This is a genomic window from Phenylobacterium sp. (genome assembly GCF_041916435.1).
Taxonomy (GTDB): domain Bacteria; phylum Pseudomonadota; class Alphaproteobacteria; order Caulobacterales; family Caulobacteraceae; genus Phenylobacterium.
The window spans coordinates 507,464-531,898 of the sequence record NZ_JAYRZM010000002.1; the positions used below are offsets into that span (position 1 = coordinate 507,464).

At 70.6% G+C, this 24,435-nt stretch carries 22 protein-coding genes; 16 read left to right on the forward strand and 6 right to left on the reverse strand.

The annotated features are described in order from the left end of the window. Window positions 1–2 precede the first annotated feature (2 nt). Both ACE3TA_RS07280 and fabI read left to right on the forward strand, forming a co-directional pair. Window positions 3–1,112: an alpha/beta fold hydrolase gene (locus ACE3TA_RS07280; RefSeq protein WP_374572038.1), complete on the forward strand. Its 1,110-nt coding sequence runs from the start codon at window positions 3–5 to the stop codon at window positions 1,110–1,112. Between the two features lie 21 nt (window positions 1,113–1,133). Continuing rightward, window positions 1,134–1,892: an enoyl-ACP reductase FabI gene (gene fabI / locus ACE3TA_RS07285; RefSeq protein ID WP_374572040.1), complete on the forward strand. Its 759-nt coding sequence runs from the start codon at window positions 1,134–1,136 to the stop codon at window positions 1,890–1,892. Between the two features lie 21 nt (window positions 1,893–1,913). Here fabI and ACE3TA_RS07290 read toward each other — a convergent pair whose 3' ends face one another. Next, window positions 1,914–2,450 carry a cytochrome b gene (locus ACE3TA_RS07290; protein ID WP_374572042.1) on the reverse strand — a complete coding sequence of 179 codons (537 nt, stop codon included), beginning with the start codon at window positions 2,448–2,450 and terminating at the stop codon, window positions 1,914–1,916. After that, window positions 2,450–3,514: a catalase family peroxidase gene (locus ACE3TA_RS07295; RefSeq protein WP_374572044.1), complete on the reverse strand. Its 1,065-nt coding sequence runs from the start codon at window positions 3,512–3,514 to the stop codon at window positions 2,450–2,452. The genes ACE3TA_RS07290 and ACE3TA_RS07295 overlap by 1 nt, the downstream gene beginning before the upstream one ends. A 102-nt stretch (window positions 3,515–3,616) precedes the next feature. Here ACE3TA_RS07295 and ACE3TA_RS07300 point away from each other — a divergent pair, with 102 nt between their 5' ends. From ACE3TA_RS07300 to ACE3TA_RS07315, 4 genes are all read left to right on the forward strand, one after another. Beyond that, the gene (locus ACE3TA_RS07300; protein ID WP_374572046.1) at window positions 3,617–4,165 is read left to right on the forward strand and encodes an RNA polymerase sigma factor; all 549 of its coding nucleotides are present in this window, start codon (window positions 3,617–3,619) and stop codon (window positions 4,163–4,165) included. Next, a complete protein-coding gene (locus ACE3TA_RS07305; protein ID WP_374572048.1) occupies window positions 4,162–4,950 on the forward strand; it encodes an anti-sigma factor in 789 nt (262 codons plus the stop codon). Before ACE3TA_RS07300 ends, ACE3TA_RS07305 begins: the two co-directional genes overlap by 4 nt. 181 nt (window positions 4,951–5,131) lie before the next feature. Beyond that, window positions 5,132–5,527 carry a cytochrome c family protein gene (locus ACE3TA_RS07310; protein WP_374572050.1) on the forward strand — a complete coding sequence of 132 codons (396 nt, stop codon included), beginning with the start codon at window positions 5,132–5,134 and terminating at the stop codon, window positions 5,525–5,527. Next, window positions 5,524–6,003 carry a RidA family protein gene (locus ACE3TA_RS07315; RefSeq protein WP_374572052.1) on the forward strand — a complete coding sequence of 160 codons (480 nt, stop codon included), beginning with the start codon at window positions 5,524–5,526 and terminating at the stop codon, window positions 6,001–6,003. The genes ACE3TA_RS07310 and ACE3TA_RS07315 overlap by 4 nt, the downstream gene beginning before the upstream one ends. On the opposite strand, the gene ACE3TA_RS07320 is transcribed toward ACE3TA_RS07315, so the two are convergent. Continuing rightward, window positions 5,972–6,511, reverse strand: a complete 540-nt coding sequence (locus ACE3TA_RS07320) for a hypothetical protein (RefSeq protein WP_374572054.1) — start codon at window positions 6,509–6,511, stop codon at window positions 5,972–5,974. The genes ACE3TA_RS07315 and ACE3TA_RS07320 overlap by 32 nt on opposite strands. 177 nt (window positions 6,512–6,688) lie before the next feature. Next, window positions 6,689–7,030 carry a tRNA-binding protein gene (locus tag ACE3TA_RS07325; protein ID WP_374572055.1) on the reverse strand — a complete coding sequence of 114 codons (342 nt, stop codon included), beginning with the start codon at window positions 7,028–7,030 and terminating at the stop codon, window positions 6,689–6,691. Between the two features lie 278 nt (window positions 7,031–7,308). Here ACE3TA_RS07325 and ACE3TA_RS07330 point away from each other — a divergent pair, with 278 nt between their 5' ends. The 10 genes from ACE3TA_RS07330 (at window position 7,309) to ACE3TA_RS07375 (ending at window position 21,909) form a co-directional block, all read left to right on the forward strand. Then, window positions 7,309–8,823 (forward strand): NAD-dependent succinate-semialdehyde dehydrogenase, encoded by a 1,515-nt coding sequence (locus ACE3TA_RS07330; protein WP_374572057.1) that lies wholly within the window; start codon window positions 7,309–7,311, stop codon window positions 8,821–8,823. Window positions 8,824–8,831: 8 nt separating this feature from the next. Next, entirely contained in the window at window positions 8,832–9,908 is a 1,077-nt protein-coding gene (locus ACE3TA_RS07335) for a tartrate dehydrogenase (RefSeq protein WP_374572058.1), read from the forward strand. A 139-nt stretch (window positions 9,909–10,047) separates the two neighbouring features. Next, complete coding sequence (locus tag ACE3TA_RS07340) at window positions 10,048–11,427, forward strand: aminotransferase class III-fold pyridoxal phosphate-dependent enzyme (RefSeq protein ID WP_374572061.1); 1,380 nt, start codon at window positions 10,048–10,050, stop codon at window positions 11,425–11,427. Beyond that, window positions 11,414–12,145, forward strand: coding sequence for a haloacid dehalogenase type II (locus tag ACE3TA_RS07345; RefSeq protein ID WP_374572063.1), 732 nt, complete (start codon window positions 11,414–11,416; stop codon window positions 12,143–12,145). The genes ACE3TA_RS07340 and ACE3TA_RS07345 overlap by 14 nt, the downstream gene beginning before the upstream one ends. 23 nt (window positions 12,146–12,168) lie before the next feature. Then, window positions 12,169–12,657, forward strand: coding sequence for an Lrp/AsnC family transcriptional regulator (locus tag ACE3TA_RS07350; protein ID WP_374572065.1), 489 nt, complete (start codon window positions 12,169–12,171; stop codon window positions 12,655–12,657). Window positions 12,658–13,065: 408 nt separating this feature from the next. Next, window positions 13,066–15,651, forward strand: coding sequence for a TonB-dependent receptor plug domain-containing protein (locus tag ACE3TA_RS07355; protein ID WP_374572066.1), 2,586 nt, complete (start codon window positions 13,066–13,068; stop codon window positions 15,649–15,651). Window positions 15,652–15,769: 118 nt separating this feature from the next. After that, window positions 15,770–17,734, forward strand: a complete 1,965-nt coding sequence (locus tag ACE3TA_RS07360) for an NAD(P)-binding protein (protein WP_374572068.1) — start codon at window positions 15,770–15,772, stop codon at window positions 17,732–17,734. A 29-nt stretch (window positions 17,735–17,763) separates the two neighbouring features. Next, complete coding sequence (locus ACE3TA_RS07365) at window positions 17,764–19,164, forward strand: amino acid permease (protein WP_374572070.1); 1,401 nt, start codon at window positions 17,764–17,766, stop codon at window positions 19,162–19,164. Window positions 19,165–19,168: 4 nt separating this feature from the next. Next, window positions 19,169–20,416 carry an NAD(P)/FAD-dependent oxidoreductase gene (locus ACE3TA_RS07370; RefSeq protein ID WP_374572072.1) on the forward strand — a complete coding sequence of 416 codons (1,248 nt, stop codon included), beginning with the start codon at window positions 19,169–19,171 and terminating at the stop codon, window positions 20,414–20,416. A gap of 155 nt (window positions 20,417–20,571) precedes the next feature. Then, a complete protein-coding gene (locus ACE3TA_RS07375; RefSeq protein ID WP_374572074.1) occupies window positions 20,572–21,909 on the forward strand; it encodes a spinster family MFS transporter in 1,338 nt (445 codons plus the stop codon). A gap of 15 nt (window positions 21,910–21,924) precedes the next feature. On the opposite strand, the gene ACE3TA_RS07380 is transcribed toward ACE3TA_RS07375, so the two are convergent. Together ACE3TA_RS07380 and ACE3TA_RS07385 are read right to left on the reverse strand one after the other, a co-directional pair. Then, window positions 21,925–22,596, reverse strand: coding sequence for a TetR/AcrR family transcriptional regulator (locus tag ACE3TA_RS07380; RefSeq protein ID WP_374572076.1), 672 nt, complete (start codon window positions 22,594–22,596; stop codon window positions 21,925–21,927). A 47-nt stretch (window positions 22,597–22,643) separates the two neighbouring features. Continuing rightward, window positions 22,644–24,251, reverse strand: coding sequence for an AMP-binding protein (locus ACE3TA_RS07385; RefSeq protein ID WP_374572078.1), 1,608 nt, complete (start codon window positions 24,249–24,251; stop codon window positions 22,644–22,646). Window positions 24,252–24,435: the final 184 nt, after the last annotated feature.

Consider the following 24,435-nt stretch of genomic DNA (forward strand, 5'->3'; position numbering starts at 1 on the left):
CCATGCCCAAGACCTTCCCCGACGCCCATCATTTCCCCGAAGTCGGCGTGCCCATGTTCTGGCCGTTCGGCCTGGCCCTGGAGGCGGAAAAGGACGCGCTGAACTTCAGCCAGCGCAACCTCGATTACCTGGAGGAGATCGAGAAGACCCAGATCGAGCGCAAGCCGCCCGAATGGGCGACGCCCAACAAGGTGGCGCTGGAGCTGCATACGCTGAAGCTGCGCGACTTCTCGCGCGGGGACGGGGCGCCGGTGCTGGTGCTGCCGCCCTACGCCGGCCACACCTCGGTGATCGCCGACTTCCACGCCGGCCAGAGCCTGGTCTCGACCCTCATGGACAACGGCTGCGCGCGGGTGATCTCGGTCGACTGGAAAAGCGCCACCCCGGCGATGCGCGACTACGACATCGACAACTACCTGGCCGAGATCAACGTCTGCGTCGACGAGCTGGGCGGCGAGGTCTCGCTGGTGGGGCTCTGCCAGGGCGGATGGGCCGCGGCCATGTACGCCGCCCGCTTCCCGGCCAAGGTGCGCCGCCTGGTGCTGGCCGGCTCGCCCATCGACACGAACGCGGGGGACGGGGCGATCAAGACCATGGCCCACAACACCCCCATGCGGTTCTACGAGAGCCTGGTGCAGTCCGGCGACGGCCTGCTGAAGGGGGGCTACATGCTGGAAGGGTTCAAGAACATGCACCCGGCCAAGCAGTACGTGGAAAAGTTCGTGGACCTCTACGAGCACGTGGAGGATCCCAGCTACATCGAGCGGTTCAACACCTTCGAGCGCTGGTACGAGTGCACGCTCAACCTGCCCGGCGCCTGGTACCTGCAGGCCGTGCAGCAGCTCTTCAAGGAGAACCGGCTGGCGAAGGGCACGTTCGTCGGCCTGGGCCGCAAGCTCGACCTGAAGGACGTGACCTGCCCGACCTATCTGCTGGCTGGGGAAAGCGACGACATCACCCCACCGGCCCAGGTGTTCGCCGCCGAGCACCTGCTGGGTTCGAAGGACATAAGGAAGGCCCTGGCCAAGGGCGGCCACATCGGCCTGTTCATGGGCCACGGGGTGCTGCGCGACGACTGGCCGGCGATCGCGCGCTGGCTGGCCGCCGACTGACCGCCCCGCGGAGGCCGCGTCATGCTGGACGGAAAACGCGGGCTGGTGGTGGGCATCGCCAACGAGCACAGCATCGCCTACGGCTGCGCGCGGGCGTTTCGCGAGGCCGGGGCGGAGGTGGCGGTCACCTATCTCAACGACAAGGCCGAGCCGTTCGTGCGGCCGCTGGCCGAGGCGCTGGAAAGCCCGATCATCGTGCCCTGCGACGTGCGCCGCGACGGCGAGCTGGAGGCGGCGTTCGACGAGGTCCGGCGGCGCTGGGGCGGCCTCGACTTCGTGCTGCACTCGATCGCCTATGCGCCGAAGGAGGACCTGCACCGGCGGGTCGTGGACTGCTCGGCCGAGGGGTTCGCGATGGCGATGGACGTGTCATGCCACTCGTTCATCCGCATGGCGCGGCTGGCCGAGCCCCTGATGGCCGATGGCGGCTGCCTGCTCACGGTCAGCTTCTACGGCTCGGAGAAGGTGGTGTCGGACTACAACCTCATGGGGCCGGTGAAGGCGGCGCTGGAGAGCTCGGTGCGCTACCTGGCCGCCGAGCTGGGGCCCTCGCGCATCCGCGTGCACGCCCTGTCGCCCGGCCCGCTGAAGACCCGCGCGGCGTCGGGGATCGACCGGTTCGACGAGCTGATGGAGCGGGCGCGCGCCCGCGCGCCGGAGCACCAGCTCGTCAGCATCGACGACGTGGGCAAGTTCGCCGCCTTCCTGGCGAGCGACGCGGCCGCGCCGCTGACGGGCAATGTGGAATACGTCGACGGCGGCTTCCACATCGTCGCCTGACGGCCGCTTGGCGGGGCGCCCCTAGCGCCCGCGCGGGGCGAAGCCGATGGCGCTGAGCACCCCGTCGCGGCGGACGAAGCCGTGGACCAGGGCGGCGGTCAGGTGGCCCAGGATCAGCGCGAAGAAGGCGAAGGCGATCAAGGTGTGGGCCGTGCGCAGCAGGCCGAACAGGCCGAGGTTCTGCGGCAGGATCGCCGGCAGGGTCACGCCGGGCGCGATCTGCACCGGATAGCCGCCGGCCGACAGCATGCTCCAGCCGATCAGCGGCATGGCGATCATGGCCGCGTAGAGCAGCCAGTGCGAGGCCTTGGCGACGAACTTCACCGCCGCGGGCAGGTCGGCGGGCAGCTCGGGACCGTGGGTGGCCAGGCGCAGCCCGAGGCGCAGGAGAACGAGGACCAGCAGCGCCAAGCCGATCGGCCGGTGCAGCGCCAGGAGCGTCTTGTAGGCGGGGCCGGCGGTGGAGACCATGCCGACGCCGATGAGCAGCATCGCCAGCACCAGGGCGGCCATGGCCCAGTGCAGCAGCCTGAGGGCCAGCGGGAAACGGGTCGGCATCAGCGGGCTCCCAGGCTTTGGCCGACCGCGCTCGGGCCGGGCGTCTCCGTCGCGCGGCGGCGGAAGGATGAGGAATAGGCGGCCGCGCGGGCGGCCAGCAGCGGATCGTCGGACAGCGCCACGCCGCCCGGCAGGATGGTCGGATCGAAGGTGATGTCCCGGCAGGCGCCGGTCTCTTCCGGCTGGGTCTGGTCGATCACCAGCACGCCGGCGTCCACGGTGCGGCGATCGGCGGGCCAGGCGATGGTGGCGTTGTTCGTCACGTCCCCGGGGGCGGCGACGGCGACGCGCATGGTCCAGCGGGCGGGCCGGTGGGCTAGGCGCGTGCGGATCTCGTCGAACAGGTAGTCGGTCGGCAGTTGCGCCAGCTTGGACTTGTCCAGCGCCTGCAGCGGCGTCTGCGGCGCGAAGGACCAGCGCACCGTGCGCGTCGCGCCCGCCCGGTCGGTGAAGCGGAAGGCGTCGATGCTGTAGTAGGTCCCGTTGGCGAAGCTGTCCGGCAGCGGCGCCTTGGCCAGGTAGTCCTGATAGGCCTTGGTCTCCGGATGGCGGGCCAGATAGGCCTTCATCACGGCCGGATCGGGCTTGCCGGTGGCCGGGTCGGGCCTGGTGGCGCGCTGCAGCTCGATGAACGCCTCGGGCGTCGCCACCGGGAAGATCGGCGTGTGGTCCATCGCCATGCGCCAGATCTCGCCGTCCGGCGCGGTGATCTGCAGGCCGATGGCGTGGAAGACGTTGCGGCCGTCCGTCGCCAGCGGATTGCCGCCGCCGGTGGAGAAGCGGCCGACCACCGGATAGACGCCCGGCGCGAAGACCGCCGCCCGTGACAGGGCCTGGCCCGCGCCGCTCGCCTCGAAGCGGCCGGTGAAGCAAAGGCCCTTGGCGTGGGCGCGCCGATAGCCGGGATGGGGGCCGGCGTTGAACTGCAGCGCGTCGGCGATGTCGGCGCCGCCGACCCGTTTGGGGCCGATCCATCCGCCCGCCCAGGCGAAGGCGGCGATCAGGGCGACGGGCGCCGCGGCGATGGCCGCGAGGGTTCGAAGGCGGGGTCTTGGGCGCTGCATCCGGGCGGGCTCCTGCGGGGCGACGCCGGGTAGGACAGTCCCGAAGCGCGGATATTCCCGGCGCGGGGAAAAATTCTTGGCGATGGAATAATCGGCCCGCGCGTGCTGTCCATTCCGGGCATGAAGCCCGCGCCGGACATGATCGAGCTGATCGAGCCGCTGATCCCGGCGCTGCGCCGCTACGCCCGCGCGCTGATGCGCGACCGCGAGGCGGCGGACGACCTGGTGCAGGACTGCCTGGAACGGGCGATCACGCGCTGGCGCCAGCGGCGCGGCGACGCCGGCACGCGGGCCTGGATGCTGACCATGCTGCACAATCTGGCCATGAACCGCATGAAGAGCCGCAAGCGGCGGGGCGTGCACCTTCCGCTCGACGAGAACGAGGCGGCCGCCCTGGCGCAGCCGCCGGAACAGGAGGGGGCCATGCGCCGGCGCGACCTGATGGCCGCGCTCGACCGCCTGCCCGAGGACCAGCGCCAGCTCTTGCTCCTAGTCTCGCTGGAGGGCGTGAGCTACGCCGAGGCGGCGGCCATCACCGGCGCGCCGATCGGCACGGTGATGTCGCGGCTCTCGCGCGGCCGCGAACGGCTGAGGCAACTGCTGGACGGCGAGGCGGAAGCCGACCGGCCAGCCCTGAGGATCGTCAAGTGAGCGCTCATCCCATCACAGAGGACGACCTGCACGCCCTGGTGGACGGCCAGCTCGCGGCCGCGCGCCAGGCCGAGGTCGAGGCCTGGCTGGCCGGCCATCCGGACGCGGCGGCGCGGGTGGCGGCCTATCGGGCGCAGCGGCAGGCGATCCGCTCGGCCTTCGCCGACGTGGCCGAGGAGGCGACGCCCGCACGGCTCAACGTGCGCACGCTCGCCGCCCGCGACGCCGCCGGCTGGGGCGGGCTGCAATGGCGGGCCGTGGCGGCCGCCTGCGCCCTGCTGCTGGTCGGCGGGACGGCCGGATGGGGCCTGCGCGGCTTCAGCCAGCCGCCCGGGCGCGGGATCGACGCCCTGGCCCAGGAGGCGGCGGTCAGCTACGCGGTCTACGCGCCCGACGCCATGCGGCCGATCGAGATACCGGCTTCCGACCGCGGCCTGCTGGACCGCTGGGTGTCGCAGCGGATCGGCCGCAAGGTGCAGGCTCCGGACCTGGGCCGGTCCGGCTTCCGCCTCTTGGGCGGGCGGCTGGTGGCGACGCCGCATGGGCCGGCGGGGATGTTCCTCTACGAGAACCGCGCCGGGGCGCGGGTGGCCCTGCTGGTGCGGCCGATGGAGGTGGACAAGACCGCGGCGATGCGCCGGCGCAGCGCCGAAGGCACCGAGAGCTACGCCTGGGCCGACGACGGCGTCGGCTTCTCGGTGGTCGGGGAGGCGGGGCGGAACGACCTGGACCCGCTGGCGCAGGAAGCCCGGCGCCAGACGATCGCCGGGCGCGCGGCGACCTGATCCGGGCCGGCGGTCCGGGCGCGGCCGCAGCATCTGCCGAAGGGCCCCGCGCCTTCGCCAGATTCGAGCGCGTGAGGGGGCGGGCCGCGCCTTTCGGCGGCTCTGACGCGCGCTCTAGGCTTGGGATCGCCGACGGGCGGCTCAGGCCGCGGCGTCGGCGCCAGCAATTGGAGCCCGCAGCATGACCCGCCCGTCCGCCGCCTCAGGCGTCGCCTTCGCCCTGGTCGTCCTGTCCGCCGCCTGCGCGGGCGTCTCGGCCCAGGCCGAGCCGTCGCCGTCGAGGGGGGAGCGGCTGTTCAAGCAGCGGTGCGCCAGTTGTCATCAGGTCATCCCCGGGGCGCGGTCGATCATGGCCCCCAATCTCGCTAACGTGGTCGACCGCAAACCCGGGGCCGACCCGACCTATCGCTACTCGCCGGCGATCAAGAAGCTGGAGCGGCCGTGGACGGCCGAGGCCCTGAGCGACTTCCTGGCCGCGCCCGGCAAGTTCGCGCCCGGCACGCGCATGATGATCTCGGTGCCCGACAAGCACGACCGCCACGAGATCATCGAGTTCCTGGCGAAGGCGGGCTCGTGAACCTTCGGCGCAAGCCCTCCGCGCCGGGTCCGGCCCGGTCCTATCCGCATCTGGTCGGGACCGGGCCGGCGAGCGCCGGGGCGCGGGGCGGGCCCGAGCGGCTGTACGCCGGCCAGCGCGCCAGCCAGGCGGTGATCTGGGAGGGGACGATCTACCTTTCGGGGCAGACCGGCGAGCCGGGCCTGCCGCTGAAGGCCCAGGCCCAGGGGGCGCTGGAGCGCGTGGAGACGCTGCTGGACGAGGCCGGCAGCGACAAGTCGAAGATCCTGATGGCGACGATCCGGCTGGCCGACATGGGCGATTGCGCCGCGTTCAGCGAGGTCTGGGACGCCTGGATCGGCGGGCGGGACGCCCCGGCCAGATCGATCAGCGAGGCGCGGCTGGCCGCGCCGGGCAGCAAGGTCGAGATCGTCGTCGTCGCCGCCCGTCCGCGTCCGTCCGACCTCAGCTCGCCATGTCCCACTTGCGATAGATGATGGTGTTGTTCCGGCCCTCGCCGCCGTAGGTGTAGGTGAGGGTCTGGCCGTCCGCCGACAGCTTCATCACCCCGGTCAGCGTGACCTTGCCGTGGCGCCAGACCGTCAGGTTGAAGGTCGTTTCGTCGGCCATGCGCAGGGCCACGACGTTGGTGGGCGTGGAGCCGTTGTAGTCGGTGAACTCCGGCGAGGGCGATCCGTCCAGCTGCACGGCCCAATGCAGCATGGCCACGCGGCCCTTGCTGTTGCGGGTCGTGCTGGTGACCAGCACCTTGCCGTCCTGGGTGAAGCTGAAGGTGCGGATGTTGGCCTGGGGCGGCTCGCCGGCGTAGCTGGAGGCGGCCACGTCCGCCTTCCAGGCGCCGAGCAGGGCCGCCGGGGCCAGTTCCTGGGCGTTGGCGTGGGCGGCGGGCCCGGCCGGCTGCGGCGCCGGCTGAGCCGCCGAGGCGGCCGTCCATCCCATGGAGAGCGCGGCGGCGAGCAGGGCGGTGGCGAGACGGGCGCGCATGTCGGACCTCATGACCTTTGGCGTTTCGGATGCTCCGGGCCCTGTCGTATCGGCCCGACGGTCCAGGGATCGCACGGCCGCGTCCGCAAGAGGCGCCGATCTGGCCCCGGCGGCGGGCGGCATCTGCCGCATCGCTCGGGCCCGGCGACAGTCCCTGCTGCGCGCCCCGCCGCCGGCTCAGAACACCTCGGCCCCGTTGGGCGCCTGGCGGTCCACCGTGAGGAACACCGCGCCCGGGCCGGCCGGGTTGGGAACGCCGAGCACCAGCACCTCGGAGACCTCAGGGCCCATCCGGCGCGGCGGGAAGTTGACCACCGCCAGCACCAGCTTGCCCGGCAGGGCGGCCGGATCGTAGCTGGTGTAGGCCCCGCACGAGACCTTCACGCCGATCTCGGGGCCGAAGTCGATCTGCATGCGCAGGGTCGGGCTGCGGGTGTCGGCCGGAACCGCCGAGACGATGGCGCCGACCCGGATGTCGAGGGCGGCGAAGGACGAGAAATCGGCGGGGGCCTTGGACATGCAAACGCTCCAGACTGCAGGCGCCGGGCCGCGTTCCCGGCGCGGCGGGGGAACGGGGCGCGGCGCCGCCAGCATAACCGTGCTCGTTCCGAAGTTCCGCGCCGCTCTTGCTCCGACCACGGCAGTTTGTCGCGCAAGCCGCCCGCATTTCGCATGAATCGGCGGCGCAGCGCCCTCCGGGCGGACTGGCGGATGTCGCGCCGCGGCCTCAGCGTCTGGCCGAATGTCCGCCCGGCGGCGGACGCGGCCCGCGGGGCCGGGGCAACTGAAGGAATGCGATGACGACCACGCTCAGAGCCCGCACGGGCGCGGGCCTTCCCGGTCTCGCCGATCCGGACATCTTCGTCGACCACGCCCTGATCGGCGCGGCCTGGGCGCCGCCGACGGGCGATGCGGTGGTGCGGGTGCTCAACCCGGCGACGGGCGAGACGGTGGGCCAGGCGCCCGACTGCGGCGCCGCGGAGACGCGGGCGGCGATCGAGGCGGCGGCCAAGGCGTTCCCCGCCTGGCGGCGCATGCCCGCCCGCGAGCGGTCGCAGATCCTGGAGCGCTGGTGGCGGCTGGTGCTGGACAACGTCGACGACCTGGCCCGCATCATGACGGCCGAGCAGGGCAAGCCGCTGGCCGAGGCGGCCGGCGAGATCCGCTATGCGGCCAGCTTCATCAAGTGGTTCGCCGAGGAGGGCTGCCGGGTGGCGGGCCGCACGGCGCCCGCGCCGACCGCCGACCGCCGCATCCTGATCACCAAGGAGCCGATCGGCGTGGCCGCGGCGATCACGCCGTGGAACTTCCCGGCGGCGATGATCACCCGCAAGGCGGCTGCGGCCCTGGCGGCGGGCTGCCCGATGGTGGTCAAGCCGTCGGAGCTGACGCCCTTCACCGCGCTGGCGCTGGCGCGGCTCGCGCTGCTGGCCGGCCTGCCGCCGGGCGTGCTGAGCGTGGTGACCGGCCGGCCCGAGGCGATCGGCGGCGAGCTCACCTCCAACCCGACGGTGCGCAAGCTGTCCTTCACCGGGTCGACCCGCGTGGGGGCGCTGCTGATGCGCCAGTGCGCCGACCAGATCAAGAAGCTCAGCCTGGAGCTGGGCGGCAACGCGCCCTTCATCATCTTCGACGACGCCGACGTGGACCTGGCGGTCGAGGCGGTGATGGTCAGCAAGTTCCGCAACGCCGGCCAGACCTGCGTGTGCGCCAACCGCATCCTGGTGCAGGCCGGCATCCACGACCGCTTCGTGGCCGTGCTGAGCAAGGCCGTTTCGGCGCTGAGCATGGGCGAGGGGACGGCCGAGGGCGTGACGATCGGACCGCTGATCAACGCGGCGGCCACCGCCAAGGTCGAGGCCCATCTGAACGACGCCCTGGCCCAGGGCGCGCAGGTGGCCGGCGTGGCGGGGGGCGGCGAGCTCGATCCGACGCGCTTCGCCCGCCCGACGGTGCTGGTCGGCGCGACGGCGTCCATGCAGGTGGCGCGCGAGGAGACCTTCGGCCCGCTGGCGCCGGTGTTCGCCTTCAAGACCGAGGCCGAGGCCGTCGCCCTGGCCAACGACACGCCCTATGGCCTGGCGAGCTATTTCTACACCAACGACCTGAACCGCGCCTGGCGGGTGGCCGAGGCGCTCGAATTCGGCATGGTGGCGCTCAACACCGGGACCATCGCCATGGAGATGGCGCCGTTCGGCGGGGTCAAGCAGTCCGGCCTCGGCCGCGAGGGCGGGGTCGAGGGGCTCGAAGAGTACCTGGAGATCAAGTCGTTCCACTGGGCGGGGCTGAAGCTCGCCCTCGATCAGGAGTAGGAGGCCCGATGACCTCGCAACGCAGCTATCGCATCGCCGTCATTCCAGGCGACGGCATCGGCCGAGAGGTGGCGCCGGAAGGCGTGCGCGTGCTGGAGGCGGCGGCCAAGCGCTTCGGCTTCGAGATCAGGACCGAGTGGCACGACTTCGCCAGCTGCGACTACTACGCCAAGCACGGCGTGATGATGCCCGAGGACTGGAAGGCGCGGATCGGCGCGGTCGACGCGATCTTCTTCGGCGCCGTCGGCTGGCCCGACACCGTGCCGGACCACGTCTCGCTATGGGGCTCGCTGATCCAGTTCCGCCGCGAGTACGACCTCTACGTCAACCTGCGGCCCGCGCGCCTGATGCCCGGCGTGCCGTGCCCGCTGGCCGGCCGCAAGCCGGGCGACATCGACATGATGATCGTGCGCGAGAACACCGAGGGCGAATACTCCGCGGTCGGCGGCGTCGCCTTCCCGGGCACCGAGCGCGAGGTGGTGCTGCAGGAGACGGTGATGAGCCGCCACGGCGTCGACCGGATCCTGGCCTACGCCTTCGACCTGGCCCAGCGGCGGCCGCGCCGCAAGCTGACCTCGGCCACCAAGTCCAACGGCATCGCCATCACCATGCCCTGGTGGGACGGGCGGGTCGAAGCCATGGCCAAGGCCTATCCGGACGTGGCGGTGGACAAGTACCACATCGACATCCTGGCGGCGCAGTTCGTGATGAACCCGCAGCGCTTCGACGTGGTGGTGGCCTCCAACCTGTTCGGCGACATCCTGTCCGACCTGGGCCCGGCCTGCACAGGCACCATCGGCATCGCCCCGTCCGGCAACATCAACCCCGACCGCTCGATGCCCTCGCTGTTCGAGCCCGTCCACGGCTCGGCGCCCGACATCGCCGGCCAGGGCGTGGCCAATCCGATCGGCCAGATCTGGTCGGCGGCGATGATGCTGGAGCACCTGGGCGAGGCCGAGGCGGCCCACGCCATCGTGCAGGCGATCGAGACCGTGCTGGCCGAGCCGGGGCTGCGCACGCGCGACCTGGGCGGCGCGGCCGACACCGCCGCGTGCGGCCGGGCGGTCGCCGAGGCCCTCGCCTAGGGGCTTGCGCGCGGGCCGGCAGATTCTGCTGCGCCCGCCGCCGCTTTCGGCGCAGGCGCGCGGCCGGAACCGCGAATACGGCCCCTGCGAAAGGCCCCGCGCCGGTAGCCTGTCCATGTTCCAGCACCGAGGAAGATGGATGCGTATCAATTCCCTGATCGAGCTCGACCGCGATCACCTGATCCACCCGGTGACCTCCTGGACCGGGCATGAGCACCGCGGCGTGACGGTGATCGAGTCGGGGCAGGGGGTCTATCTGAAGGACCGCGAGGGAAGGACGCTGCTGGACGCCTTCTCCGGCCTGTGGTGCGTGAACGTAGGCTACGGACGGCAGAGCGTGGTGGAGGCCGCCGCCGCCCAGATGGCCAAGCTGCCCTACGCCACCGGCTATTTCCACTTCGGCAGCGAGCCGGCGATCCGGCTGGCGGCCAGACTCGCCGAGCTGGCGCCGGGCGACCTGAACCACGTCTACTTCACCCTGGGCGGCTCCGACGCGGTGGACAGCGCCCTGCGCTTCATCCGCTACCACGCCAACGTCACCGGCCGGCCCGAGAAGAAGCACGTGATCGCGCTGGACCGCGGCTATCACGGCTCGTCCAGCACCGGCGCCGGCGTGACCGGCCTGCCCGCGTTCCACCAGAACTTCGACGTGCCGGTGGCCACCCAGCATCACATCGCCGCGCCCTATCCCTATCGCGACGCGACGCCGGACGATCCGGCGGCGATCATCGCCCGCTCGGTCGCGGCGCTGAAGGACAAGGTCGCCGAGATCGGGGCCGAGCGCGTGGCCGCCTTCTTCTGCGAGCCGATCCAGGGCTCGGCGGGCGTGATCGTGCCGCCGCGCGGCTGGCTGAAGGCGATGCGCGAGACCTGCCGCGAGTTGGACATCCTGTTCGTCGCCGACGAGGTGATCACCGGCTTCGGCCGCACCGGGCCGCTGTTCGGCTGCGAGCACGAGGACGTCACGCCCGACCTGATGACCATGGCCAAGGGCCTGACCGCGGGCTACAGCCCGATGGGCGCGGTGCTGCTGTCCGAGGGCGTCTACCGCGCCATGGCCGACGGGGCCCCGAAGGGCTCGGCGATCGGCCACGGCTTCACCTATTCCGGCCATCCGGTCAGCGCCGCCGTCGGCCTGGAAGTGCTGCGGCTCTACACGGAGGAGGGGGTGCTGGCCAACGGCCAGGCCGTCGCGCCGGCGTTCGAGCAGGGGCTCGCGGCGCTGGCCGACCACCCGCTGGTGGGCGACGTGCGCTCGCGCGGGCTGCTGGCCGGGGTGGAGCTGGTGGTCAGCAAGGCGGGCAAGACGAAGCCGCCGGCGGACCTGCGTCTTCCCGACCGCCTGGCGGCCAAGGGTTATGAGAACGGCTTGATTTTCCGGGCGTTCGCGGATGGAGTCGCCGGCTTCGCGCCGCCTCTGTCGTGCACGCCCGAGGAGATCGAGCTGATCGTCGCGCGCTTCAAGAAGACGCTCGACGACGTGCTGGACATCAAGGAGATCCGCGATGCGGTTGACTGACTTCAAGGCCCTCACCTTCGACTGCTACGGCACCCTGATCGACTGGGAGACCGGCATGGTGGAGGCCCTGTCGTCGCTGGTGTCGCGGGCCGACCGGCCGCTGACGCGCGACCAGATCCTCGAGGCCCACGCCCGCCACGAATCCGAGCAGCAGGCGCAGACGCCGACGCGGCTCTATCGGGACCTGCTGCCGGTGGTCTACAAGCGGCTGGCAGAGGAATGGAGCGTGAGCGTCACCGTCGACGAGTGCGAGGCCTACGGGCTGTCCGTGCGCGACTGGCCGGCCTTCCCGGACTCGCCGGGCGCGCTGCAGTACCTGAAGAAATACTACAAGCTCATCATTCTCTCGAACGTCGACAACCGTACGTTTGGCTACAGCAACCAGAAGCTGGGCGTGGTGTTCGACGCGATCTACACCGCCGAAGACATCGGCAGCTACAAGCCGGCCGACGCCAATTTCGAGTACATGCTCAACCACATCGGCGACCTGGGGCTGAAGAAAGCCGATCTGCTTCACACCGCCGAGAGCCTGTTCCATGATCACAAGCCGGCCAACCGGCACGGGATCGCCAACTGCTGGATCCACCGGCGGCACAGCCAGGAAGGCTTCGGCGCCACGCGGCCGCCGGGGGAGACGCCGAAGTACGACTTCCACTTCACGTCGATGGCCGACCTCGCCAAGGCTCACCAGGAGGCGCTCCGCGCTGGAGTCGCGTAGGTCTGCGGAGTTCGCCTAACGTCATGATCAAGCCGCCGAAACTCGACCGCATCGACATCAACATCCTGGCCGAACTGCAGAAGAGCGGCCGGATGACGAACGCTCAACTTGCGGATCGGGTCGGGCTTTCGGCGAGTCCCTGTCTTGCGCGGGTCAAGCGGCTCGAGGACGGCGGCTATATCACCGGCTACGGGGCGTTCATCAATCTGGCCAAGCTCGCCTCGGTCCAGATCGTGTTCACCTCCATGACGCTCAGCGACCACCGCCTGCCGGATTTCATGAAGTTCGAGCAGGGAATCCAGGATTTCGAGGAGATCGTCGAATGCCACCTCGTGAGCGGCGGCTTCGACTATCTCCTGAAGTTCTACGTGCGTAGCGTCACGCACTACCAGGAAGTCATCGAGAAGATTCTCGAGCGCAACATCGGCGTGGCCAAGTACTTCTCCTACATCGTGATCAAGAGCCCGCTCGCGCGCAACCACGCGCCGGTCAAGATGCTGTCGCGCGGCTGAGGCCGGGCGAGGCGGCGACCCGCGGGCGTTCGCGCCCATCCCTTGAAAATCCACGGTCCGCGACGCCTCCGGCGACGCGTCGCGGCCGGCTGTCCGCAACTTGACGCGCGGTCAAAAAGCGGCGTGCGCGAGGGCGGGGCGCCTATTCCGCAAGCAGATTTCCTGGGGGGCTCCGGCGCCGCCGAATCCGGCCCGATTTCACGGTAGATCGTATCGCTGGCATGTCAGTTTTCAGAAGAACGTGTCGAATTTTCGAGAACGTCAAGTAGACACCTAGAAGGCCCTATGTGGACGTGAAGGTTGTGTTACGCTTCGAGTGTTGGAGCAAATCTTCAAATGGCTCGGGCCCAAGTAAATAACCTTGCCCGCCGCCGATTGGGGGATTGATCGCACAAGGGGGATGATTTGATGGCTCGCGCTATTCGCAAAGCTTATATGGCCTCGACTGTACTTCCGCTCGCCCTGTTCGCGGCCGGTTCGGCCCTCGCGCAGACGACTTCGGGCGCGACGACCGCATCGTCCGACCTGGATGAGGTCGTGGTGACCGGGCTGCGCGGTCAGCCCCGGACGGTGACGGACTCGCCGGTGCCGGTGGACGTGTTCAGCGCCGACGAGGTCGAGCGCGCGGGCCAGACCGACACGCTCAACGTGTTGCAGACGCTGGTTCCGTCCTATTCCGTGCGGCGCGCGGCGAACACCACGTCGGACACCTTCATCCGCGCGCCGACCATGCGCGGCCTGGCCGCCGACCAGACCCTGCTGCTGGTCAATTCGCGCCGGCGGCACAAGTCCGCCAGCGTCGGCGTGAGCGGCTACGGCTCGCAGGCCGCCGACGCGGCGGTGATCCCGTCGATCGCCATCAAGTCGGTGGAGGTGCTGCGCGATGGCGCCGCGGCGCAATACGGCTCCGACGCGATCGCCGGCGTGATCAACTTCAACCTCAAGGACGCCAGCTCGGGCGGTTCGCTCATCGCGCAGGGCGGCCAATACTATCAGGGCGACGGCGACGATTACTTGGTGGCCGGCAATATCGGCCTGCCGCTTACCGATCACGGCTTCATCAATATTTCCGGCCAGTGGCACAAGGGCGACCGCACGATCCGTTCGGCGCAGTTCACGTCCAGCTCCTGGAACGCGGTCGACGAATACGCAACCAATCCGGTCTTCCGCGCCGCGGTAGGCAACCTCAGCGAGCCGCTGGAACGGGTCGGCAAGCCGATCGAGGACGACCTGCGGTTCGTGGTGAATTCCGGCATCGACCTGTCGGCCGACAGCGAACTCTACGGCTTCGCCAACTATTCGAAGTCCAAGGGCACGGCGGCGGCGACCTACCGCGTGCCCGGCGCCGGCCACCAGGTGATGGACAATCCGATCCGCCTGTCCGACGGCACCGAATGGCGCTTCAAGGACCTCTATCCGGGCGGCCTGCGGCCGGACTTCTCCGGCAAGGTGACCGACTGGAGCGCGGCCGGCGGCTATCGCACCAAGCGCGAGCTGTCCGGCGGGCAATCCCTGAGCGCCGACGTCGGCCTGCGCTACGGCTGGGACAAGATCGCCTATTCGATGGTGAACACGGTCAACCCGTCGATGGGGCCGGACTCGCCGCTGCACTTCGAGGCCAGCTCCTACATCTCCAGCGAATTCGCGGCCAACGCCGACTTCGTCTACGAGACGCCGCTGGACTGGCTGGCCAAGCCGCTGTCGGTCAACTTCGGCGCGGAGTACCGCAAGGAAACCTTCGAGATCCAGCCGGGCGAGCCCAACTCCTACACGGGCGGCACCTGGTCCACGCCCGACCCGTTCGACTTCTGTACGGATGAATCGGACTTCTCGCTGCGCACCCTGCGCTCGGGCGCGCCGACCAACGCCGGCATCAACTGCGCCAGCGCGTCCGATCCGGTCTACAACATCCTGCAGCCGGGCTCGAACGGCATCACCGGCCTGAGCCCCGACGTGAGCGGCACCTGGTCCACCTCCAGCTACTCGGTGTACCTGGAAGGCGCGGCCGACGTCACCGATCGCTGGTTCGTGGACCTGGCGACGCGCTACGAGAACTACGAGTCGTTCGGCTCCAAGGTCATCGCCAAGGCGGCGACGCGCTTCCAGATCACCGACGCCATCGCCGTCCGCGGTTCGATCGGCAGCGGCTTCCGGGCGCCCACGGCCGGCCAGCTCAACATGACCCAGACGCAGATCTCGACGAGCGGGGGCGTGCCGCTGAACATCGGCCTCTATCCGGCGAGCAATCCGGTGTCGGTCTACCTCGGCGCCAAGCCGCTCGGCCCGGAGACCTCGACCAACTATTCGGTCGGCCTGACCTTCACGCCGTTCTCCAGGCTGACGGTGACGGTGGACGCCTACCAGATCGACCTGAAGGACCAGATCTACGCCACCTCGCAGATCACCGTGACGCCGGCCATCGAGGCGGCGATGGTGGCGGCGGGCATCGCCGGCGCCGGCACCATCGACCGGGTGAACTTCTTCCAGAACGCCTTCGACAGCCGGGTGAAGGGCGTCGACGTGGTCGGCTCCTACCGTTACCTGTGGGACAACGGCCAAACGACTTCGATCGTCGGCAGCTTCAACTACAACTCCTACAAGATCCGGAAGGTGAACATCTCCACCGTCACCTTCAACAAGGTCTCGGTCTTCAACTTCGAGAACAACAATCCCGATTGGAGGGCGAACGTGACCTTCACCCACGAGATCGGGCCGGTCACCGCCATGCTGCGCGCCAACGTCTTCGGGCCCTACCAGCGCCAGACGACGGCCTCTGGCAACGCCATCCAGAAGTACGACACCGAAGTGCAGTGGGACTCGGAGGTGGAGTACAAGATGAACGAGAAGCTCAGCTTCGCCATCGGTGGGCGGAACATCTTCGACAACTACCCCGCCATCAACGTGATCGACCAGACCAACGGGCGGCTCTACGTCGATGGTCCGGTGGACTGGCAGGGCGGCTTCTACTACGGCCGGATCACCTACAACTTCTAGAACTGACCCCGTCGGTCGGCGCCCGTGGAGTTTCCTCCGCCGGGCGCCGGCTGGCGTTCCGGGCGGGCCTCGGCGGCGACCGCCCCCAAGCCAGGTTTTGATTGCGAGGAGAGTTGCGGTGAAGGGCGACGATCGTGAATTGGGGATGGGGCGCGCCATTTCACGGCGCGACTTCGTCTACGGGGCTGCGGCGCTGACCGGCGCCATCGGCGTGGCCGGGCAGGCGGGCCTGGCCTTGGCGGCCAGCGACTCGGCCGCGGTCTATCCGCCGCTGCGGCACGGCATGCGCGGCTTCCATCCCGGCTCGTTCGAGCCGGTGCACGCCCTGGCCTGGGCGGGCCAGAGCCCGCCGGAAGGCGAGAGCACCGGGGAGGTCTACGACCTGGTGGTGGTCGGCGGCGGCCTCAGCGGCCTGGCCTCGGCCTATTTCTTCCGCAAGCAGGCCGGGCCCAAGGCCAAGATCCTGGTGCTGGACAACCTGGAAGGCTTCGGCGGCCACGCCCAGCGCAACGAGTTCGAGTACGAGGGCAAGCGGCTGATCGCCAACGGCGGCTCGGCCTACCTGGTCTCGCCGTCCGACTGGTCGGCCGAGGCCAAGTCGATCATCAACGACCTGGAGATCGCCAAGGGCTCGCCCAAGGACCAAACCGACGGCGACCTCTACCGCTCGCGCGGCATGGGCGGCGGCGTGTTCTTCCCCAAGGAGGTCTACGGCCGCGACCGGCTGGTCAAGGGCGACCTGTCCCGGCCGACGCCCGAGTTCCTGGCCAAGACGCCCATGTCGGCCAGGCTGCGCGCCGACCTCGACAAGCTGATGAACGGCAAGACCGACTACATGGCCGGCATGTCGAGCGAGCAGAAGATCGCGGCCCTGCAGTCGATGAGCTACCGCGACTACCTGCTCAACGTGGCCAAGCTCTCCGAGGAGGCGCTGTTCTTCACCCAGGGCGTCTGGTGCCTGGGCAACGACATGGCCAGCGCCTGGTTCGCCTTCTTCCGCCACAAGCCGGGCTTCGAGGGGCTGGGCCTGACCCGTCCCGACAAGTCGCCCGAGGGCGCGGAGGCGCGGGCCGACGACTACACCCTGCCGGGCGGCAACTCCGACGTGGCGCGGCTGATCGTGCGCTCGCTGATCCCCGACGCCCTGCCGGCGGGAAGCTTCATCGACATCGCCGACCAGCGCACCGACTACACGGTGCTCGACCGGCCCTCCAACGCCACGCGCATCCGCCAGAGCAGCATCGTCTACAACGTGCGCCACCTGGGGGCGAAGCCGCACCTTCTGGAGCCCGACACGCGCGAGGTGCTGGTCAGCTACCTCAACGGCGGCAAGGCCTATTCGGTGAAGGCGGCCAACGTCGTCCTGGCCTGCATGAACAACGTCTCGGCGTTCATCTGCCCCGAGCTGCCGGACGTGCAGAAGACGGCCCTGCGCACCGCCGTGCGGGCGGCCAACCAGGCCACGAACGTGATGTTCCGCAACTGGAAGGCGTTCGAGGAGGCCGGCCTGACCGGCGCGACCGCGCCCAACAGCTTCTACGGGCGCATGGGCCTGTCCTCGCCGCGCTTCTTCGGGCCGACGACGCCGTCGCTGTCGCCGTCCGAGCCGATCATCGTCAGCTTCAGCACGGGCGGCAATTCGGGGATCTGCGCCAATCCGACGATGCTGCAGGCCCTGTGCGGCGAGGCCACGCCCGAGCCGGGCACGCCCGCGGACGACCAGTTCCGCGCCGTGCGCCACGGCCTGCTGGGCGCGCCGTTCGAGGTGTTCGAGCGCCAGGTGCGCGACCTCAGCGCGCGGGTCCTGAGGGGCACGAGCTTCGATCCGGCGCGCGACATCGTGGCGATCACGGTGAACCGCTGGCCGCACGGCTTCGCCACCGGCCGCAACGACCTGTTCGACCCGCCGCTGGAGCCCGGCGCCTTCCCGCCGCCGGTGGTGGCCCGCCAGCCCTGGGGGCGGATCGCCATCGCCAACACCGACGCGGGCGGCGTCAGCACCATGCAGACCGCGTTCGACCAGGCCTTCCGCGCCGTGAACGACCTGCAGCAGCGCGACTACGGCTTCTACGAGCACATCTAGCCGCGTCGCGGACGGGTCTGGAGGACAGCGTGAAGAACTGGAACCGGCGCAAGCCGATGGGCCTCGACCACGTGGCCGAGCACCACCGGCTGAAGCCGACCCTGAGCTGGTGGCACCTGATGGCCCTGGGCGTCGGCGCGGTGGTGGGTACGGGCATCTACACCCTGGTGGGCGTAGGCGCGGGGCTGGCGGGGCCGGCGGTGGTGCTGTCCTTCGTCATCGCCGGGGTGATCTGCGCCTGCGCGGCCCTGGCCTACGCCGAGGTGGCCGCGATGATCCCGGCCTCGGGCAGCGCCTACACCTACAGCTACGTGGCCCTGGGCGAGCTGATCGCCTGGATCGTCGGCTGGAGCCTGATCCTGGAGTACTCGCTGGTGGTCAGCGCCGTGGCGGTGGGCTGGTCGGGCTATGCGGCCGGCTTCGCCGCCTCGCTGGGCGTGGACCTGCCGACGGCGCTGATCGCCGGCCCGCACGCCGGCGGCCTCGTCAACGCGCCGGCGGTGCTGATCGTGGCGGTGGTGGCCGGGCTGCTGATGCTGGGCACGCGCGAGAGCGCCACGCTGAACGCGGTGCTGGTGGTGGTGAAGATCGTGGCCCTGGCGCTGTTCGTCGCCGTGGCCCTGCCGCACTTCGATCCGGCGCGGTTCGAGCCGTTCATGCCCTATGGCTTCGCCGGCCACGCGGACGGCGGGGCGCAGCGCGGTGTGATGGCGGCCGCGGCCATCATCTTCTTCGCCTTCTACGGCTTCGACGCGGTCTCCACGGCGGCGGAGGAGGCCAAGAAGCCCGCCCGCGACCTGCCGATCGGCATCATCGGCTCGCTGGTGGTCTGCACCCTGATCTACGTCGGCGTGGCGGCGACCGCGGTGGGCGCGCTGAGCTTCACCGAATTCGCCAACAGCCCCGAGCCGCTGGCCCTCATCCTGCGGTCGGTCGGCTCGGGCTGGGCCGCCGCGCTGGTGGCCGCGGCCGCGGTGATCGCGCTGCCGACGGTGATCCTGGCGTTCCTCTACGGCCAGAGCCGCATCTTCTTCGTCATGGCCCGGGACGGCCTGTTTCCCCAGGCCCTGGCCAAGGTGAGCCCGCGCACGGGCACGCCGGTGCGCATCACGGCGCTGACCGCGACGATCGTCGCGGCCCTGGCGGCCTTCATCCCGCTGGACGAGATCGCCGCCCTGGCCAACGCCGGCACGCTGGTGGCCTTCATCGCCGTGGCGGTGTGCATGCTGGTGCTGCGCCGGTCCGCGCCGGACGCCCCGCGGCTGTTCCGCGCGCCGGCGCCCTGGCTGATCGGGCCGGCCGCCGTCGCCGGCTGCCTCTACCTGTTCTGGAGCCTGCCGCGGACCACGCACGTGTTCTTCGCCGTGTGGTCGCTGGCGGGCCTGGCCGTCTACTTCCTGTGGGGCGCGCGGCGCCTGAAGACGAGGTGAAGCCATGGGCCGGACCGGACCCGACCGTCGCGCGATCCTGACCGGGGCCCTGGCCGGCGCGATCGCCGCGCCCGCCGCCGCGGCGAGCCGCAAGCCGCCGGCGATCAGCCGCAACCTGCCCGACGTCGTGGTGGTCGGCGCGGGCGCCTTCGGCGGCTGGACCGCGCTGGAGCTGGTGGAGCGCGGCGCGCGCACGACGCTCGTGGATCTGTACGGGCCGGGCAATCCGCGGGCCGCCTCGGGCGACGAGAGCCGGCTGATCCGCGCCTCCTACGGCGACCGCGAGATCTACACGCGCTGGGCCAGCGAGGCCTTCGACCTGTGGCATCAGCGCCAGGAGGAATTCGGCCGGCGGGTGATCTACGCCAACGGCAGCCTGCGGGTCGTCTCGCCCGCCGCCCTGGCGGCGCAGCAGCCGATCTTCGAGCGCCTGGGCCTGCCGCTGGAGATCCTCACGCCCGAGGAGGCGCACGCCCGCTGGCCGCAGGTGCGCTACGACGACGCTGAGACGGTGATCTTCGAGCCGAAGTCCGGCGCGGTGAAGGCGCGCGAGAGCATGATCGCCGTGGCCGAGACCTTCCAGGCCAAGGGCGGAACCGTGCGTGTCGGCCACGCCCGGCCGGGGGCCGCCGCCGGCGGCAAGCTCTCGCAGATCCTGGTGGACGACGAGCCGCTCAGCGCGGGTCTGTTCATCTTCGCCTGTGGGCCGTGGCTGCCGAAGGTGTTTCCCGAGCTCCTGGGCGACCGCATCCGCGTGCCGCGGCGGGAGATCTTCTACATCGGCTCGCCGCCGCACGACCGGCGCTACCGCTGGGAGCACTTCCCGAACCTGGCCGATCCGCTGGCCTACACCGCCGCGGACATCGACTACGGCACGAAGATCGCCGCGCGGCTGCCGGACACGGCGATGGATCCGGACGACGGCGAGCGCATGCCCACGCCGTTCCTGGCCGAGCAGGTGAAGGACTATGTCGCGCGCCGCCTGCCGGGCCTGGTCGGCCAGCCTGTCGTCGCCGCGCGGGTGTGCCAGACCGAGTACTCGGACAACAACCACTACATCATCGACAAGCACCCGCAGTGGTCCAACGCCTGGATCACGGGGGCGGGCTCCGGCCACGCCTTCAAGATGGGGCCGGTGCTGGGGCGCAACATCGCCGACTGGGCCCTGGGGGCGGAGCGCCCGCCGGAGCTGGCGGCGCTGTTCTCGTTGTCGGCGCACGGGCCGGCCGTCGGCGGACAGACGCGCGACTGACGCGGCCCCGGCGCATCGCCGTGGCGGCCTGTCCTCTCTCCACCTGAATAATATTCACGCACGCGATAGTGAGTGTTGACGCTCGCGACGTGACGACGGCATGCTCGCGCGACGTCGCCGGCGAAGTTCGGCGTGAGGAGAGGGGAGGGACGGCGATGGACGACGCCGCCGGGCGGGAGTTCGCGCCAGGGACGCCAGCCGCCGAGGCGCGGAGCCCGGATTCGACGGGCGCGCGGGCCTGGCTCGTGCTGGGCATGCTCTGCTTCGTCTACGTGCTGAACTTCCTGGACCGGCAGCTCCTGTCGATCCTGGCCAAGCCGATCCAGGACAGCCTGCACCTGAGCGACGGGCAACTGGGCCGCATCGGCGGGCTCTACTTCGCCCTGTTCTACTGCTTCATCTCCATTCCGGTGGGCTGGCTGGCCGACAGGACCAACCGGGCCAGGGTGCTCGCCGCCGCCTGCGCGATCTGGAGCGTGGCGACCATGGCCTGCGGCCTGGCGAGGACCTATCCGCAGCTCGTGGCGGCGCGGATGACCGTCGGCGTCGGCGAGGCCGGAGGCGTGCCGCCGTCCTATGCGATCATCTCCGACTATTTCCCGTCCGGCCGGCGCGGCACGGCGCTCAGCCTGTTCAACCTGGGACCGCCGATCGGCCAGGCGCTGGGGGTGGCGTTCGGCGCCTCGATCGCCGCCGCCTACAGCTGGCGCGACGCCTTCGTCGTGCTGGGCTCGGTCGGGGTGTTCGCCGCGGTGATGGTGCTCGTAATCGTGCGCGAGCCCCCGCGCGGCGGGCTCGACGCGCCGCAGGCCCACGCCGCGCCTGAGGCGGCGGCCGGCTTCAAGCGCACGGTGGCCGGCTTCTTCTCGCGGCCGGCGCTGCTGCTGGCCGCGCTGGCCAGCGGCGCCACCCAGATCGTCACCTATGGCGCGGGCAACTTCACCACGCTGTTCCTGATCCGCGAGAAGGGGATGAGCCTCAGCGAGATCGCCGTCTACCTCGCCCTCCTGGTTGGCCTGGGCATGAGCGCGGGGATGTACGCCTCGGGCTGGGCGATCGACCGCTTCGCCCGGCGCTCGAAGCCGGCCTATGCGCTGATCCCGGCGGCGTCGCTGGCGCTGGCGGTTCCGTTCTTCGTCGGCTTCATCTGGGCGCCGCGCTGGCCGCTGGCGCTGGCGATGCTGATCGGGCCGACGCTGCTCAACCACTTCTACCTGTCATCGTCGGTGGCGCTGGTGCAGGAGGAGGTGGCGCCGAACCAGCGGGTGCTGTCGGGGGCGCTGCTGCTGCTGGTGATGAACCTGATCGGCATGGGCGTGGGGCCGACGCTGGTCGGCGCGATCAGCGACGCGCTGCGGCCGAGCCACCCCGAGCATTCGCTGCAATTGGCCTACTACGCCCTGCTGCCGTTCTACGGCCTGGCGATCGCGCTCTTCCTCTGGCTGGCGCGGATCCTGGCCCGCGAGGGGGCGGCGGAGCGGGCGGGCGGCTGAGCCGGGCGCGGCCGCTCAGGCCCTGAGGGCCAGGAAGCCGGCCGCCATGAACCGGGCGATGCGCCGCTTGACCGCCGGGAAGTCGTCCGAATGGCAGAGCCCGCCGGACAGGCGGTCGATCCGTCCGGTGCGGGCCAAGGTGTTCATCAGCGCGCCGGTGACGAAGTGGTAGCCCCAGAAGATGTCCTCGTCGGCGTAGTCGGGCAGGGCGCGCTTGAGGATGCCGACGAGCTTGAGCACCACCGGGTCGAAGTGGACGTCCATCAGCTCGGCGCCCTCCTTGGTGTTGCTGACCCGGGCGCAGAAGGCGGCGTAGTTCATCCAGCTCTCGCCGCCCTCGAAATAGAGGTCGAGGTCGGTGTCCAGAAAGGCGTGCAGCGCGCCCTCGACCGTGGGCTTGTCGCCGGCCTCGGCCTCGTAGCTCTCCAGGGCGGCCATGCGCCGGCCGCTGGTCACCCCGGCGCGGCGGGCGAACACCTCCTCGAACAGGCGCTGCTTGTCGTCGAAATAGTAGTGCAGCAGCGTGGTGTGCACGCCGACCCGCTGGGCCACGTCCCGCAGGGTCACGCCATACAGGCCGTTCTTGGAAAACAGATACTCGGCGGCGTCGAGGATCTGCTCGATGGTCTCTGCGCGCTGCTCGGCCTTCTTGCGGCGAGGGCGTTTCGCGGTCGAACCTTCAGACATCGAGCCCTACCTAGCACCGTCGGGACGGATCAGCCCAGCCAGATCCGTCAGCGTCCCAGATCCTGCGCAGGGATTCGGCCGTCTGCGTAGTCGGTGCGCAGCCTTATCTTGTCGATCTTTCCGGTGGCGGCCAGCGGCATGGCGGCGACCTGGGCGAAGCGGTCGGGCAGCCACCAGTCGGGAACCTTGCCGCGCAGGTCGCGCAGCAGGGCGGCGGCGTCCACCGAGCCGCCTTGGCGCGGCTCCACGATCAGCACCGGCCGCTCGCCCCACTTCGGATCGGCGCGGCCGATCACCGCCACCTGGCCGACGGCGGGATGCTGGCCGACGATCTCCTCGATCTCGGTCGGATTGATCCATTCGCCGCCGGACTTGATCAGGTCCTTGGAGCGGCCGCGGATGGTCAGGGCGCCGGTCTCGTCGATGCTGGCCAGGTCGCCGGTGTCGAAGTAGCCCTCCGCGTCCAGGGCGCCGGTCTCGGCCTTGAAGTAGCGGTCGACGACGCTCTGGCCCTTGACCTTCAGGTGGCCGACCACGCCGCGCTGCTGCGGCAGGGCGGCGCCGTCGGCGTCGGTGAGTTTCAGGTCCAGCCCCATGGGCGGGCGGCCGGCGGTGCGCGTGGCCGAGGCCGGGGCGCCGGGCGGGGACACCGTGCCCAGCGGCGACAGCTCGGTCATGCCCCAGCTGGTCTGCACCCGCGCGCCGAGCCGCTCTTCCATCCGCTGGATCAGGGCGTCCGGGCAGCTCGATCCGCCGATGATCACCCGCTGCAGGTCGGGCAGCTCGCCGCCGGCGGCGTCCAGGTGGTCGAGCACGCCGAGCCACACCGTCTGCACGCCGGCGGCGACCGTGACGGCCTCCTGGCGCATCAGCGACGCCAGGCTCGCGCCGTCGGTGTGGCGGCCGGGCAGGACCAGCTTGGCCCCGACGGCCGGCGCGGCGAAGGGCAGGCCCCAGCCGTTGGCGTGGAACATGGGCACGGCCGCCAGGACGGCGTCGGCGCCGGTGATCGCGAAGGCGTCGGCCTGCAGCGCGCGCAGGGTGTGCAGGTAGTTGGAGCGATGGGTGTAGACCACGCCCTTGGGCGCGCCCGTCGTGCCCGAGGTGTAGCAGAGCCCCGCCGGGCTCTCCTCGTCGAAGCCGCCCCAGTCGACGGGCGCGCCGTGCGCGGCCAGCAGGGCTTCGTGCGCCCAGACCTGCACGCCGGGAGCGGTGAATTCAGGGGCGGACGGCTCGCCGCCGTCCATGACGATCACCTGCTCGATCCCGGGGCAGGCGCGGACGAGCTCGGCGGCCAGGGGCGCGAGGTTCGAAGCCACCGCCAGCACCCTGTCCTCGGCCTCGTCGATCATCGCCGCCAGGTGGGCGGGCGAGAGCCGCGGGTTGAGCGTGTGGCAGACCAGCCCCGCGCCCATGGCGGCGTAGTAGATCTCCAGGTGATGCTGGGTGTTCCACCCCAGGGAGCCGATGCGCTGGCCGAGGCGCAGCCCCAGCGCCGCGAGCGCGCCGGACAGGCGATTGGCGCGCGTCCTCAGCTCGGCGTAGCCGACTCGGCCGGCGACCTGGCCGGCGTCCGCCGTGACGACCTGGCCGTCGCCGCGCCATTTGGCGGCGTGGTCGAGAAACTTGTCTACCGTGAGGGCGTAGGACTGCATGAACCTGCGGGGAGGAAGGCGAGGGAAGGGGACGTGGGCGGCCTTGAACCGTCCCGGCCGCGCCTCGGCGCGTGGCGAGAAGCTGGAGGCTATCCGGCGCACTGTCAATACTGACTAAGTCCTTAGTGAATATCATCAAGCGCGGCGTGCGGGCGGACGCCTGAGGGCAGGGCGCGCGCCTGGC